The sequence below is a fragment of the Corynebacterium timonense genome (assembly GCF_900105305.1).
Lineage (GTDB): Bacteria > Actinomycetota > Actinomycetes > Mycobacteriales > Mycobacteriaceae > Corynebacterium > Corynebacterium timonense.
This window is the reverse complement of the sequence record NZ_LT629765.1, coordinates 84,710-98,738: the sequence shown is the minus strand read 5'-3', so window position 1 is coordinate 98,738 and position 14,029 is coordinate 84,710. Positions and strand designations below refer to the sequence as shown.

Genomic DNA, 14,029 nt, shown 5'->3' with positions numbered 1-14,029 from the left:
TTAAACGCCTTTCTCGCCTGCGGTGTTGAGGGCCCACTGCGGGCCGTCGGGGGTGTCGGTGACCTCGATGCCGGCGGCGGCGAGGCGGTCGCGCACCTCGTCGGCCACGGCCCAGTCCTTCGCGGCGCGCGCCTCGGCGCGGCGCTCGAGCTCGGCGCGCACCAGCACGTCGAGGGCGGCCTCCGCCGCCCCGCGTGTCGACGCCTCATCGGCCCACTCCCCCGGATCCACGCCGAGCACCGCCGCCATGGCGCGCACGCCCGCCGCGATCTCCCGGGCGGCGCCGGCGTCGCCCTGCGCCAGGGCCTTGTTGCCCTCCCGCACTGCGTTGTGGATCTCGGCGAGGGCCCGGGGCACCCCGAAGTCGTCGAAAAGCGCGGCGGCGAAGCCATCCGTCCACGTCGACGGCTCGGGCGTGCCGGCGCGGGCGACGAAGTCCTCGATGCGCCGGTAGCCCGCGGCGGCCTCGCTCAGCGCCTCGGGCGAGTACTCGAGGACGCTGCGGTAGTGCGCGGAGCCGAGGTAGTAACGCAGCTCCACCGGGCGCACCGCCTCGAGCATGGCGTCGATGGACAGGACGTTGCCCAGGGACTTCGACATCTTCGCCCCGGCCATGGTGACCCAGTGGTTGTGCATCCAGAAGCGGGCAAAGCCGTCGCCGGCGGCGTGCGACTGCGCCTGCTCGTTCTCGTGGTGGGGGAACTGCAGGTCGAGGCCGCCGCCGTGGATGTCAAACTCAGGGCCGAGGTACCAGGTGGACATCGCGGAGCACTCGAGGTGCCAGCCCGGCCGGCCGTCTCCCCACGGGGTGGGCCAGCTCGGCTCGCCGGGCTTCGCCGCCTTCCACAGGGCGAAGTCGTGGGCCCCGCGCTTGCCGCGGTTATCGGGCTCGCCTTGCTCCATCTCCTCAACGCGGTTGCCGGACAGCGAGCCGTAGTCCGAACCCTCCGCGCGCACCCAGGCGTCGACGTCGAAGTAGACGGAGCCCTCGGCGGCGTAAGCGACACCGCGGTCGATGAGACGCCGCATGTAATCCACCATCTGGGTCACGTGCCCCGTCGCCCGCGGCTCCACCGACGGCGGGAGCACGCCGAGCGTGTCGTAGGCCCGGGTGAACGCGCGCTCGTGGGTGGACACCCACTCCCACCAGGGCCGATTGTTCTCGGCGGCCTTGGTGAGAATCTTGTCGTCGATGTCGGTGACGTTGCGCACGAAGGCGACGTCGTAGCCCTGGGCGATAAACCAGCGGCGCACGATGTCGAAGGCGACGCCGGAGCGCAGGTGCCCGATGTGGGGGTGGGACTGCGGGGTCGCCCCGCACAGGTAGATCGAGACGTGGCCTTCGCGCAGTGGCTCGAAGGGGCGCAGCGAGCGGGTCGCGGTGTCGAAGATCTGCTGTGAAGGAGTACCGGAAGTCACGGCCATCAGCTTAGTTCAACCAGCGCGGTGGCAATCGCTGCCCTGCCCTCCCCCGCGCCGGTGAAGCCCATGTGGTCGGTCGTGGTCGCACCGACGGACACCGGGGCGCCCAGCGCCTGCGAGAGCACGCGCTCCGCCTCCTCGCGCACCGGGCCCATCCGCGGCGTCTGGGCCACCAGCTGGGCGGAGACGTTGATGACGGTGACCCCGTGGGCGTCGAGAAGCTCCTTGAGCTCGACCAGCAGGCGGACCCCGGTGACCCCCTCGTACTCCGGGCGGCCCACTCCGACGAAGGAGCCGAGGTCGCCGAGGCCGGCGGCGGATAAGACCGCGTCGACGACGGCGTGGCTGACCACGTCGCCGTCGGAATGGCCCTCGCAGCCGTCGGCGCCCTCGTGGAGGATCCCGGCGATCCAACAGTCCTTGCCGGGCTGAATCTGGTGTGCGTCGAAGGCTGTGCCCACGCGAATGTTGCTCATGGCTTTTACCGTACGTGGATCAGGGCCTGCGCCAGGCGCATGTCCAGCGGGGTGGTGATTTTGAAAGCCAGCGCGTCGCCCTCCACCGTGGCCACGCGCGCGCCGAACCATTCCATCAGGCTGGCGTCGTCGGTGGCGACGAACTCGGGGCGCTCGGAAAAATAGGCCTCGTTGGCTCGGCGCAGCTCGCGCAGGTCGAATGCCTGGGGGGTTTGCACGGCGCGCAGCCGCGCACGCGAGGGCGTGGACACAACCACGGCGCCGGCCGCGTCGACCTCCTTGATCGTGTCCGCCACCGCGACGACCGGCACCGCGGCGACCTCGCCGCCCACGACCGCCCCGGCGACGCGCGCGATCATCCCCGGGGGCGTGAGGCAGCGGGCGGCGTCGTGGATGAGCACCACGCCGTCCTCGGCGTCGATGGCGCGCAGGCCGTTGTACATCGAATCCGCCCGCTCCGCGCCGCCGTGCACGAAGCTCACGCCGCGGCCCGCCAGCACCCGACGGGCCGTGTCTTCCATGTCGGGGCTGACCACGACGATGGTGTCGTCGACCACCCCGGAGGCCTCGAGCGCGGCGACAGAACGCTCAAGCAGCGTGATCCCGCCCAGCTCGACGAACGCCTTGGGCAGCTCGGCGCCGAGGCGCGTGCCGCGCCCAGCGGCCGCAACGATCGCGGTGACAGCGCGCACGGCGCGCCCTACTCGTCGTCCTCGTCGTGGTCGTCGCGCTCATCGTGGTCGTCGTCGAAACTCAGGTCGTCGAGGTCCACGTCGTCCTCGTCGTCCTCGTCCGGGCGCGGGGCAATCGAGATGCCGGCCTTGACCTGGGCGTCGATGATCCTGGAGATCTCCGCCTCCATCTCGTCCGCCTTCTTCTCGTCCACCGGCTCCGCGAGCGCGAGCTCGCCGACGAGCACCTGGCGCGCCTTGCCCAGCATGCGCTTCTCGCCGGCGGACAGGCCCTTGCCCTGGTCCCGGCGCCACAGGTCGCGCACGACCTCGGCGACCTTGTTGATATCGCCGGAGGCGAGGCGCTCCTGGTTGGCCTTGTAGCGCCGCGACCAGTTGCCGGCCTCCTCGACGTCCGTCTCGCGCAGCACCGAAAAGACCTTCTGCAGGCCTTCCTCGTTGACCACGTCGCGCACGCCGACCAGCTCGGTGTTTTTCACCGGCACGCGGACCTCAAGGTCCGACTGGAGAATCTTGAGCACGAGAAAATCGAGCGTCTCCCCTCCCATCTCGCGCTGCTCGATGTCGGCGATGCGTGCCGCGCCGTGGTGGGGGTAGACGACAACTTCTCCGACGTTAAACTCCATGGATTCTCCAGACTCTTTGCGGCCGTACTCACCTTTACAACCCGGCTAGTTTACCACCCGCGGCCGACGCGCGGCGGGCCCGGAAGGTTTACCCCCGAATGACCCCACGCTGCGGCCGCGCCTCCCCCTCCCCTGGGCGGAAACTGGGAAAAGGGCGCGGCGACGGGCTAAGGTAAACGGAGAGAAAAAGGGAAAACAAAGTATGGAGGACACTCACGTGAAGTCCCTGAAGCCGGCCGCCGCCGTCTCCGCCATCGCCGCGTCTGCACTGCTGATCGCCGGCTGCTCCGCCGGTCAGATCACCCAGACCTCCAACCAGGTCGCGGCCGTCGACGGCGCCAGCACCACCAGCGAGAACCAGGAGATTGCCGTCCAGGACGTCACCCTCGTGCTCGAAGAAAACGGCACCGCCGCCCTCAAGTTCACGGCGATTAACCAGAACGACGCGCGCCAGCCGCACACCCTGCTGTCCGCCAGCGTCAACGGCAACGACGTTGTCCTCGACGGCCCGACGGAGATCCCGGCCCAGTGCGTCCTCGTGGCCGATTCCCAGCCCGCGATCGCCTCGATCCCCCGCTCCACCAGCGACTGCATCCAGTACGTGACCACCTCGGTGTTCAACGACGACTTCGCATACGGCGGCAACGTCGACGTCACCTTCCGGTTCGACACCGCCACCATCGACGTCACCGCGACCGTCTCCGCCCCCACCCTCCCCTCGGGCGCGTCCATGCGCGACGAGGGCCAGCACGCCGGGCACTAAGAGTTCTTCGCGTATCGACGCCCCCGTCAGCGCGTTCATGGCGAAGAAACAACGCACGCTGCATACCTGCACGGAATGCGGCTACTCCTCCCCCAAGTGGCTCGGCCGCTGCCCCGAATGCGGCTCGTGGGGCACCCTGCAGGAGCAGACCCCGCCCGCGGCCGCGGCTCGCGCGAGCGCCGGCCCTGCCCCGGTGCAGGCCCTGACGCCGACCTCCCCCGCCGCCCCGATCACCGCCGTCGACGCCACGGCCACCGCGACCACCCCCTCCGGCATCGGCGAGCTCGACCGCGTGCTCGGCTCCGGCGTCGTCCCCGGCTCCGTTGTCCTCATGGCCGGCGAGCCGGGGGTGGGCAAGTCCACCCTGCTGCTGGAGGTCGCGTCCCGCTGGGCCCAGCTGGGCGGGCGCCGCGCCCTGTACGTCACCGCCGAAGAATCCGCGGGCCAGGTCCGCGCCCGCGCCGAGCGCACCGGCGCGCTGTGCGAGACGCTCTACCTCGCCGCCGAATCCAACCTCGACGTCGTGTTCGGCCACGTCGAGCAGATCCGGCCCTCCCTGCTCATCGTCGACTCGGTGCAGACCATGCACGCCTCCGGCGTCGAAGGCGTGCCGGGCGGGGTGGCGCAGTCCCGCGCCGTCACCGCCGCGCTGACCACCCTGGCGAAGACGACCAACCTGACCATCCTCTTGGTCGGCCACGTGACCAAGGACGGCAACGTCGCCGGACCGCGCGTGCTCGAGCACCTCGTCGACGTCGTGCTCAACTTCGAGGGCGACCGCCAGTCCAGCCTGCGCATGCTTCGCGGCATGAAAAACCGCTTCGGGGCCACCGACGAGGTGGGGTGCTTCGAGCAGACCGCGGACGGCATCCGCGAGGTACCCGACCCCTCCGGCCTGTTCCTCTCCCACCGCGGGCAGACCCCCGACGGCTCCGCCGTGACCGTGGCCATGGACGGGGTGCGCCCCATGCTCGCCGAGGTGCAGGCGCTCACTGTCGACCCCGTGAACAAGAGCCCGAAGCGCGTGGTCACCGGCCTCGACTCCAACCGCGTGCCCATGGTGCTCGCGGTCCTGCAGGCGCGCTGCGGGGAGCGCACCAACGACAAGGACGCCTACGTGGCCACCGTCGGCGGCATGCGCATCACCGAAACCGCGACGGACCTCGCGGTCGCGCTGGCCACCTGGTCCAGCCTGCACGAACGCCCCCTGCCGCCGACGACGGTGACGGTGGGCGAAGTGGGCTTGGCCGGGGAGCTGCGCCGCGTCCCCAACCTCGGCCGGCGCCTCCACGAGGCCGCCCGCCTCGGCTACACCGGCGCCATCATCCCCGCCGGGGAGACGATTAGCGTACCCGGCATGCGCATCGTCGCCGCCGCCACGCTGCGCGAGGCCATCGCCGCGATCGACCACTAGACTGGCGCCTTATGACTGAGTCTGCGCCTCACCCCGGCACCACCCTCCTGGGCGCCCTCAAGCGCCTCGCCCCCGGCACCCCGCTTCGCGAGGGGCTCGAGCGCATCCAGCGCGGACACACCGGCGGTCTCATCGTCATCGGCGACGGCCCCGAGGTCGTCGAGCTCTGCGACGGCGGCATCGCCTTCGACGTCCCCTTCCAGCCCACCTTGCTGCGCGAGCTGTGCAAGATGGACGGCGCCGTCATCCTCTCCGCCGACGCCTCCCGCATCCTGCGCGCCAACGTCCAGCTGGTGCCCTCCCCCACCTACCCCACCGCCGAATCCGGCACGCGCCACCGCGCCGCCGAGCGCACCGCCCTGCAAACCGGGGTGCCGGTCGTCTCCGTGTCCGCGTCCATGAACACGCTCACCCTGTACGCCGAGGGGCAGCGCCACCTCATGGAGGAGCCCACGGTGCTCACCCAACGCGCCAACCAAGCCCTGTCCACGGTCGAGCGCTACCGCAGCCGCCTCGACCTGGCCAACCAGCGTCTGTTCGTCGCCGAGATGAACAACTACGCCACCGTCAGCGACGTCCTCAACGTTCTGCAGCGCCAGATCATGCTGGAGCGCGCCGCGAACGACATGGACTCCCACATCGTCGAGCTCGGCGTCGACGCCCGCCAGCTCACCCTGCAGCTCAGCGAACTGCGTGGCTCCGTCAACGAGATCGAGATGCTGGTGCGCGACTACATCGCCGCCCCCACGATCCCCGACGAGGAGCACCTCGCCCAGGTCCTGCGCACCCTGTCCGAGCTACCGGACTCGCAGCTGCTCAACTCCGCCACGCTCGCCCGCGCGCTCGGGCTGCCGGCCACGGAGGAAAACCTCATGCAGGACGTCACCCCGCGCGGCTACCGCGCCCTCTCGCGCATCCCCCGGGTTCCCACGTTCCTCATGGACCGCATCGTCGGCGCCTTCGGCGAGCTGCCCGCCCTCCTGTCCGCTAGCCTCGACGACATCGTCGCCGCCGACAGCGTCTCGCCCCTGTGGGCCCGCCACATCTACGACGGGCTGCGGCGATTCGCCTGACAACGCCGCCCTACGGGCGCAGCGTGAAGTCCACCGGGTCGGAGGCGTGGGCGCCGATGACGGCGTGCAGGTAGTAGGAGCCGTCCGGCACGTCCTGGCGGTCCGCGCACTCTCCGGGGCGGGAGTCCTTGCGCGACCAGACGGCTTCGAAGTCGCGCGGCTCGCCCGGGGCGAAGGTCTCCTCGCCCGTCACCACCGGCGGGTGACAGTCGGTGTCGGACCAGATGCGCTGGTTGGTGGCCATGTCGTAGACCTCGAAGCGCAGCTGCTCCTCGGTGAGGTCGATGACGCAGTCGGCGGCGGTGGGGTTGTCCACCGTCATGTAGAAGGCCGGCTGCTCGCCGGGGCCGTAGCTCGGGGAGTTGGTGCGCGCCGTGATGCGCAGGTCCTCGAGCACGCAGGTGTCTTTCGCCCCCGCGTTGTTGGCGGGTTCCTCCCCAGGCTCGGCCGCGGTGGTGGCCGCGGGCTCGTCCTGCACGGGCTCATCGTTGCCGGTGGCGTCAGCCGGTGCCTGCACCGTCGGTTCGGTCGTGATGTTCTCGGTGGTCTGCGCGGGGGCTTCCTCGGAATCGTCGGGCCCGGAGCCGGAGCGGGCGAAGGCCGTCAGTCCCCAGATAACGAGGCCCACGACCACCAGCAGAATCACGAGCGCGGCGATGCGGCGGCGCTGGTAGATCTCGGGAGGCAGGGGCCGGTTGTCGTGTCGAGGGTCTGAAGGGCGGTACGTCACACCTGCAACCTTAACCGCTAGAGGCGCTGGGATACGGTCTCGACGCGGCCGTCTTCGAGCCGGTAGCGGGCGGCGACGACGCCGAGGGTGCCGTCGGCGACGCCGGTCTGGATCGCGGGGATGCGGTCGATGAGGTGCTCGGCGGTGATCCCGGCGTGCTCTTTTTCCACCTCGGCGCGCGCGCCCCGGCCGCGCGCCTTCGCGGCGATGACGCTGGGGGCGATCTTTTCCACGAAGACGCGCTGCAGACCGATGGGGATGTCTGCCTTATCGACGGCATCGATGGCCGCCCCGACCGCCCCGCACGCCTCGTGGCTGAGCACGATCACGAGGCTGACGCCCAGGGTCTCGACGGCAAAGTCGAGCGAGCCGGACACCGCGGCGTCGACGCAGCCGCCGGCGGTGCGGATGACAAAGATGTCGCCGAGCCCGGCGTCGAAAAGCATCTCGACGGGCACCCGGGAATCGGAGCAGGAGAGCACGGCCGCGACGGGGGCCTGGCCGCCGCGCAGCTCCTCGCGGCGGTTGCGGTCGGAGTGGGGGCGTTCGACTGAGTCGTCGGCGAAGCGGGCGTTGCCGTCGAGAAGCTGCTGCCACACGGCGGCGGGTGAGGTTGCTGCGATCATGGGCACTATTGTTGCACCCATCGTGATTGAGCAGGAACTAGTGATCGACTACTACCGCGGCAACGCCCGCGCGCTGCCGTGGCGCGCGCCCGGCACGAGCCCGTGGGGCGTGCTGTTGTCCGAGGTCATGAGCCACCAGACGCCGGTGGCGCGGGTGGCGCCCGTGTGGGAGGAATGGATCGAGCGCTGGCCCACGCCGGCCGCTTTCGCCGCGGCGGGCACGGACGAGGTGCTGCGCGCGTGGGGGACGCTCGGGTACCCGCGCAGGGCGCTGAGGTTGCAGGAGTGCGCCCGGGTGATCGTCGATAAGCATGCTGGCGCCGTGCCCGATAGCGTCGAGGAGCTGCTCGCGCTTCCGGGGGTGGGCGACTACACGGCGCGGGCGGTCGCGTGTTTCGCCTACGGCCGGAACGTGGCCGTGGTGGATACGAACGTGCGCCGCGTCTACGCGCGAGCTGTCAACGGCACCTTTTTAGCGCGGCCGCGCACGCGCGAACTCGACGAGGTCGCAGCGCTGCTCCCCGACACCGACGGCCCCGTCTTTTCCGCCGGGCTGATGGAACTCGGCGCCCTCGTATGCACCGCGGCGAACCCGCGCTGTGGGCAGTGCCCCCTCGAGGCTGGCTGCGCCTGGGTCGCCGCGGGAAAGCCCGCGCCGAGCGCCGAGGAGCTGAAGAAAAAGAAGGTGCAGAAGTTCGCCGGCACCGACCGACAGGTGCGCGGCAAGATCATGAAGCTGCTGCGCGAGGCGGACGCGCCGGTCGACTCATCGGCAATCGACGCCCTCTGGGACGACACGGCCCAACTGTCGCGCGCGCTGTACTCGCTGCTGGAGGACAACCTGGCGGTGCAGGACGAGCGCGGCTACTTCCACCTGCCGCGGTAGTTCAACCCGCCCGGCAGGTTGACCCACACGCCGCCGCGCGAGTTGAGGGTCACCGGCCCGATCTTCGTGGACACGGAGCCGCCCGACCCGGACAGGTTGAGCCACGAGTTCTTGCCCAGCTTTTTGCGCTTCCTGTACTGGATACCCATAGGCACCCACAGTAGCCGCGCTGACGGCGACTAAGGTTGCATCCCATGGAGGGACTCGCGGGATACGGGTGGGACGCCATCGCGGTGGCGTTCGGTATCTCGCTGCTCGCCGGCATTTCCACCGGCGTGGGCGGGCTCATCGTCGCCCTCAAGTCCACGCCCTCGAACACGTTCCTGGCGGGCGCGCTCGGCTTTTCCACGGGCGTCATGGTCTACATTTCGCTCGTGGAGATGCTGCCCGAGGCCGCCGAGGAGGTCGGGGGACCGAGCGCCGTCGCCGCCTTCTTCGCCGGGGTGGGCCTCATCGCGCTCATTGACCGGCTCGTGCCCGAGGAGGTCAACCCGCACGAGGAGCACGTGGCCGCCTCCTCCCCCGCCCTCGCGCGCGCCGGGACGATGACGGGCCTGGCTATCGCGCTGCATAACTTCCCGGAGGGCTTCGCCAGCTTCATGTCCGCGCTCGCCGACCCGGTCCTCGCGGCGCCGATTGCGCTGGCGATTGCGATCCACAACGTCCCCGAGGGCGTCGCCGTGGCCGCCCCGCTGCGCGAGGCGACGGGGAAGAAATGGCGCGCCGCAGGCTGGGCCACCCTGTCCGGCCTCGCGGAGCCCGCCGGCGCGCTCATCGGTTTCCTCCTGCTGCTGCCCTTCCTCGGCCCCTCCACCCTGGGCCTGGCGTATGCGGCCGTCGCCGGGATCATGGTGTTCATCAGCTTCGACAAACTGCTGCCCAGCGCGATCCACACCGGCCACCACCACCATTGCGTCTACGGCGTCGTGGGCGGCATGGCGGTCATGGCGGTCAGCCTCCTGCTGCTGCCCTGATCCTGCGAAACGCCTGAAACATGCGCGTTTCCTTAGTACTCTTCGGACATGCTGAGAAGAATCCGCCTTTCCGCCCTCGCCGCGGCGCTCGCCCTCGCGCTGTGCCCCGCCCCCGCCCACGCCCACACACAGCCGCTTATCGACGGCCTCCAGCACGCCCAGGCCACCCCCGCAGGCTCCCCGATCGCCGGCTACGACCCCTTCTACGACGACCCCGTCGCCGACCTCGGCGCCCTGGGCACGCTGCTGCGCACCCAGCCTGCGCCGCACCTGCTCAACATCCTCGGCCCTGACTTCCCGGGCTACGCAGAGAAGATCCTCTACACCTCCACCACGGTCCACGGCGACCCGGTGGCCACCTCCGGCTTTGTCATCCAGCCCGCCACCGCGTGGCGCGGGCCGGGCCCGACCCCGACGGTCGTCTTCGCCCCCGGCACCCGCGGCTCGGGCGACGCCTGCGCCCCCTCGCGCGGCCCGTGGCTGACCGGCCAGGTGGACCCCGCGGGCCCGTCCGTGGGCATAAACTACGAACTCGCCGCGTACCAGGCCGCGGCGCTCATGGGCGCGCGCGTGGTGGTCGTGGACTACATCGGGCTGGGCACCCCCGGCGCCCACACCTACGTGCTCCACGACGAGGAGGGCCACGCTGTCCTCGACGCGGCGCGCGCCGTCGTCCCCGCCGGCGACCCTGTCGCCTTCTACGGCTACTCCCAGGGCGGCGGCGCCGTCGGGGCCGCCGCCGAGCTGCACCCCACCTACGCGCCGGAGATCAACCTGCGCGGCACCGTCGCCGGGGCTCCGCCCGCCGATCTCATCGCCACGATCGAGGGCGTGGACAACTCCGCCATCGTCGCCGTCTTGGGCTACGCGCTCGCCGGGTGGCAGTCGCGCTACCCCGTGCTGAGCGAGGTCGTCGGGCCGTACCTCAACGACCGCGGCCGCGCCTTCCTGGCCGACACCGCGGACTCCTGCATCGTCGACGGCGCCCTGCGCTGGGGCATGACGAGCACTCGGCAGCTCAGCGCCACCGGCGAGACCCTCGGCGAGATCGCCGCCCGCGAGCCGCGGGTGCGGGATATCTTCGCCGCCCAGAACCTGGGCCGGCGCGCCCCGGCGACCCCGATCCTGGTGACCACGGGCGGCCACGACGATCTCGTGCCCACCCCGCAGGCCGTCCAGCTGGCCCGCGATTACTGCGCGGCCGGCGCACCCGCGGCGCTGCTCAACGAGGACATCCCGCCGTTGACGCCGGGGCTGAAACTCGGCGTCAACCACGCCCTCGGCATCGCCACCCAGGCGCTGCCCTCCATGACGTGGGTCGCCGAGCGCTTCTCTGGCGCGCCCATGGCCTCCAACTGCGGCCAGTTCTAGGTGTAGTGACCGCACAGCGCGCGAAGGCCCCAGCCTCGTCGGCTGGGGCCTTCGGGCCTTCGTGCGTTAGAGGGGCTGGCCTGCGCCGGCCGGCGGCGGGGTCGGGCCGCCGGCCTCGCCGCCGCCGGAACCGTCACCGTACCCGGCGTCCGGGTCCGTGCCGGACCCCGTTGCCGGGACATCCGCGGTTACGGTCGCCGGGGCGTTGCTCCCGTCCGAGTCGCGCACCTCGGCGTCGTCGAAGTCGTCGTCGAAAGCGTCCGCCGGCAGCGGCTTCGTGCGCGGGCTGAAGGTGAAGCGCGCGCCCTCCGCGGCCTTGCCGCGCGCCTGGCGCGCCGTCTCCACGTCGCCGTCCCAGTTCTCCACGTCGACCGAGATGATCTCGCCGGCGCCGATCTCGCCGAAGAGGATCTTCTCGGACAGCACGTCCTCGATCTCGCGCTGGATGGTGCGGCGCAGCGGGCGCGCGCCGAGCACCGGGTCGAAGCCGCGCACAGCGAGGAGGTTCTTCGCCTTCTCGCTCAGCTCGATGCCCATGTCCTGCGCAGCAAGGTTCTTGTCCACGCGGCCGATCAGCAGGTCGACCATCTGGACGATCTCCTCCTGGGAGAGCTGGCGGAAGACCACGATCTCATCGATGCGGTTGAGGAACTCGGGGCGGAAGTGCTTCTTCAGCTCGTCGTTCACCTTGCTCTTCATGCGGTCGTACTGCGCGTCGGCGTCCGTGGCGGTGTTACCGGTGAAGCCGAGTCCCACGGCCTTGGAGATGTCGCCGGTGCCCAGGTTCGAGGTGAAGATGAGCACGGTGTTCTTGAAGTCCACGACGCGGCCCTGGCCGTCGGTGACGTGGCCCTCCTCGAGCACCTGGAGCAGCGTGTTGTAGATCTCCTTGTGCGCCTTCTCGATCTCGTCGAAAAGCACCACCGAGAACGGCTTGCGGCGCACCTTCTCGGTGAGCTGGCCGCCCTCCTCGTAACCGACGTAGCCGGGAGGCGCACCGAACAGGCGGGAGGCGGTGAAGCGGTCGTGGAACTCGCCCATGTCGATCTGGATCAGCGCGTCGTCGTCGCCGAAGAGGAACTCGGCGAGAGCCTTCGACAGCTCCGTCTTACCCACACCGGAGGGGCCGGCGAAGATGAAGGAACCGGAGGGGCGCTTCGGGTCCTTCAGGCCGGCGCGGGTGCGGCGGATGGAGCGCGAGACGGCGCGCACCGCCTCGTCCTGGCCGATGATGCGCTTGTGCAGCTCGGACTCCATGTTGAGCAGGCGCGAGGACTCGGACTCGGTGAGCTTGAACACGGGGATACCGGTCCAGTTCGCCAGCACGTCCGCGATCTGCTCCTCGCCGACCTCAGCGATCTCCTCGAGGTCGCCGTCGCGCCACTGCTTTTCCTTCTCCGAGCGCTCCTCGCCGAGGCGGCGCTCGACGTCGCGCAGGCCAGCGGCCTTCTCGAAATCCTGGGCGTCGATCGCCGCTTCCTTCTCGCGGCGCACCTCAGCGATGCGGTCGTCCACCTCGCGCAGGCCCTCCGGTGCGGTCATGCGCTTGATGCGCATGCGCGCGCCGGCCTCGTCGAGCAGGTCAACAGCCTTGTCCGGCAAGAAGCGGTCGTTGATGTAGCGGTCCGACAGGTTGGCGGCCGCGCGCAGCGCGTCGTCGGTATAGGAGACGCGGTGGTGCGCCTCGTATCGGTCGCGCAGGCCCTTGAGGATGGTGATGGTGTTTTCCACCGAGGGCTCGTCCACCTGCACGGGCTGGAAGCGGCGCTCGAGGGCGGCGTCCTTCTCAATGTGCTTGCGGTACTCGTCCAACGTGGTCGCGCCGATGGTCTGCAGCTCGCCGCGGGCAAGCTTGGGCTTGAGCAGCGAGGCGGCGTCGATCGCGCCCTCGGCGGCGCCCGCGCCGACGAGAGTGTGGATCTCGTCGATGAACAGGATGATGTCGCCGCGCTGGTTGATCTCCTTGAGCACCTTCTTCAGGCGCTCCTCAAAGTCGCCGCGGTAGCGCGAGCCGGCGACCAGGGAGCCCAAGTCGAGCGAGTAGACCTGCTTGTCCTTCAGCGTCTCAGGCACCTTGCCGTTGGCGATGTCGAGCGCGAGGCCTTCGACCACGGCGGTCTTGCCCACGCCGGGCTCGCCGATGAGCACCGGGTTGTTCTTGGTGCGCCGGGACAGCACCTGCATGATGCGCTCGATTTCCTTCTCACGGCCCACGACGGGGTCGAGCTTGCCCTCGCGGGCCGCGGCGGTGAGGTTGCGGCCAAACTGGTCCAGCACCAGTGAGTTCGAGCGCTCGCCCTGCTGGCCGCCCCCGCGGGGGCCGCCCCCGCCCATGGGGCCGCCGCCGGTGCCCGCGCCGGCGAAGCCGCCGCCCTGCTGGGCACCCTCGGGGTTCTGGCCCTCGCCGCCCTCGTACCCGGAGAGCAGCTGGATCACCTGCTGGCGCACGCGCGGCAGGTCGGCGCCGAGCTTGATCAGCACCTGCGCCGCGACGCCCTCGCCCTCGCGGATGAGGCCGAGCAGCAGGAACTCCGTGCCGATGTACTTGTGGCCCATCTGCAGGCCCTCGCGCAGGGAGAGCTCGAGGACCTTCTTGGCGCGCGGGGTAAAGGGGATGTGCCCGGTGACGGGCTGGGTGCCGTGGCCGATGATCTCCTCGACCTCGCGGCGCACGTCCTCCAAGTTAATGCCCATGGACTCGAGCGCCTTCGCCGCGACGCCCTCGCCCTCCTTAATCAGGCCGAGCAGGATGTGCTCGGTGCCCATGTAGTTGTGGTTGAGCGCACGCGCCTCTTCCTGTGCCAGGACGATGACGCGGCGGGCGCGGTCGGTAAACCGTTCGAACATGTGGCTACCCTCTCTCCAAAAAACTGCCGTTCGCTAAAAGTTGTCACCCACCATAACGCGCGGGGCCGACATCCCTTCCCGGTTTCTTTCGCACGACAGCCTTCCACTGTCATCTGCCCAGCTCACCCG

At 70.3% G+C, this 14,029-nt stretch carries 14 protein-coding genes; 6 read left to right on the top strand and 8 right to left on the bottom strand.

Annotation, left to right across the window (positions count from 1 at the left end):
- From cysS to BLT81_RS00445, 4 genes are read right to left on the bottom strand one after another with little or no spacing between them, the layout of a single operon-like run.
- On the bottom strand, positions 1-1,425 hold the full coding sequence (gene cysS, locus BLT81_RS00460; protein WP_019195110.1) for a cysteine--tRNA ligase: 1,425 nt from the start codon (positions 1,423-1,425) through the stop codon (positions 1-3).
- Positions 1,425-1,898, bottom strand: coding sequence for a 2-C-methyl-D-erythritol 2,4-cyclodiphosphate synthase (gene ispF / locus BLT81_RS00455; protein ID WP_019195111.1), 474 nt, complete (start codon positions 1,896-1,898; stop codon positions 1,425-1,427). Before ispF ends, cysS begins: the two co-directional genes overlap by 1 nt.
- Before the next feature lie 5 nt (positions 1,899-1,903).
- Complete coding sequence (gene ispD / locus BLT81_RS00450; RefSeq protein WP_019195112.1) at positions 1,904-2,590, bottom strand: 2-C-methyl-D-erythritol 4-phosphate cytidylyltransferase; 687 nt, start codon at positions 2,588-2,590, stop codon at positions 1,904-1,906.
- 8 nt (positions 2,591-2,598) lie between these two features.
- Positions 2,599-3,216: a CarD family transcriptional regulator gene (locus BLT81_RS00445; protein WP_019195113.1), complete on the bottom strand. Its 618-nt coding sequence runs from the start codon at positions 3,214-3,216 to the stop codon at positions 2,599-2,601.
- 202 nt (positions 3,217-3,418) lie between these two features.
- Here BLT81_RS00445 and BLT81_RS00440 point away from each other — a divergent pair, with 202 nt between their 5' ends.
- From BLT81_RS00440 to disA, 3 genes are read left to right on the top strand one after another with little or no spacing between them, the layout of a single operon-like run.
- Positions 3,419-3,979 (top strand): hypothetical protein, encoded by a 561-nt coding sequence (locus BLT81_RS00440; protein ID WP_019195114.1) that lies wholly within the window; start codon positions 3,419-3,421, stop codon positions 3,977-3,979.
- Positions 3,980-4,016: 37 nt separating this feature from the next.
- On the top strand, positions 4,017-5,393 hold the full coding sequence (gene radA, locus BLT81_RS00435; protein WP_019195115.1) for a DNA repair protein RadA: 1,377 nt from the start codon (positions 4,017-4,019) through the stop codon (positions 5,391-5,393).
- Positions 5,394-5,404: 11 nt separating this feature from the next.
- Positions 5,405-6,466, top strand: a complete 1,062-nt coding sequence (disA, locus tag BLT81_RS00430; protein WP_019195116.1) for a DNA integrity scanning diadenylate cyclase DisA — start codon at positions 5,405-5,407, stop codon at positions 6,464-6,466.
- Positions 6,467-6,476: 10 nt separating this feature from the next.
- Here disA and BLT81_RS00425 read toward each other — a convergent pair whose 3' ends face one another.
- Both BLT81_RS00425 and BLT81_RS00420 read right to left on the bottom strand, forming a co-directional pair.
- The gene (locus BLT81_RS00425; RefSeq protein WP_019195117.1) at positions 6,477-7,196 is read right to left on the bottom strand and encodes a hypothetical protein; all 720 of its coding nucleotides are present in this window, start codon (positions 7,194-7,196) and stop codon (positions 6,477-6,479) included.
- A gap of 17 nt (positions 7,197-7,213) precedes the next feature.
- Positions 7,214-7,822 (bottom strand): carbonic anhydrase, encoded by a 609-nt coding sequence (locus BLT81_RS00420; RefSeq protein WP_019195118.1) that lies wholly within the window; start codon positions 7,820-7,822, stop codon positions 7,214-7,216.
- Between BLT81_RS00420 and BLT81_RS00415 the strand changes: the two genes are divergently transcribed.
- On the top strand, positions 7,821-8,708 hold the full coding sequence (locus BLT81_RS00415) for an HhH-GPD family protein (protein WP_019195119.1): 888 nt from the start codon (positions 7,821-7,823) through the stop codon (positions 8,706-8,708). The two genes, BLT81_RS00420 and BLT81_RS00415, sit on opposite strands and share 2 nt — an antisense overlap.
- On the opposite strand, the gene BLT81_RS00410 is transcribed toward BLT81_RS00415, so the two are convergent.
- Entirely contained in the window at positions 8,687-8,857 is a 171-nt protein-coding gene (locus BLT81_RS00410) for a DUF4236 domain-containing protein (RefSeq protein ID WP_019195120.1), read from the bottom strand. The two genes, BLT81_RS00415 and BLT81_RS00410, sit on opposite strands and share 22 nt — an antisense overlap.
- 45 nt (positions 8,858-8,902) lie before the next feature.
- On the opposite strand from BLT81_RS00410, the gene zupT reads away from it, so the two are divergent.
- A complete protein-coding gene (gene zupT / locus BLT81_RS00405) occupies positions 8,903-9,682 on the top strand; it encodes a zinc transporter ZupT (protein ID WP_019195121.1) in 780 nt (259 codons plus the stop codon).
- Positions 9,683-9,730: 48 nt separating this feature from the next.
- Complete coding sequence (locus BLT81_RS00400) at positions 9,731-11,053, top strand: lipase family protein (protein WP_019195122.1); 1,323 nt, start codon at positions 9,731-9,733, stop codon at positions 11,051-11,053.
- A gap of 66 nt (positions 11,054-11,119) precedes the next feature.
- On the opposite strand, the gene BLT81_RS00395 is transcribed toward BLT81_RS00400, so the two are convergent.
- Positions 11,120-13,900, bottom strand: a complete 2,781-nt coding sequence (locus BLT81_RS00395) for an ATP-dependent Clp protease ATP-binding subunit (RefSeq protein ID WP_019195123.1) — start codon at positions 13,898-13,900, stop codon at positions 11,120-11,122.
- Between the last annotated feature and the right edge of the window lie 129 nt (positions 13,901-14,029).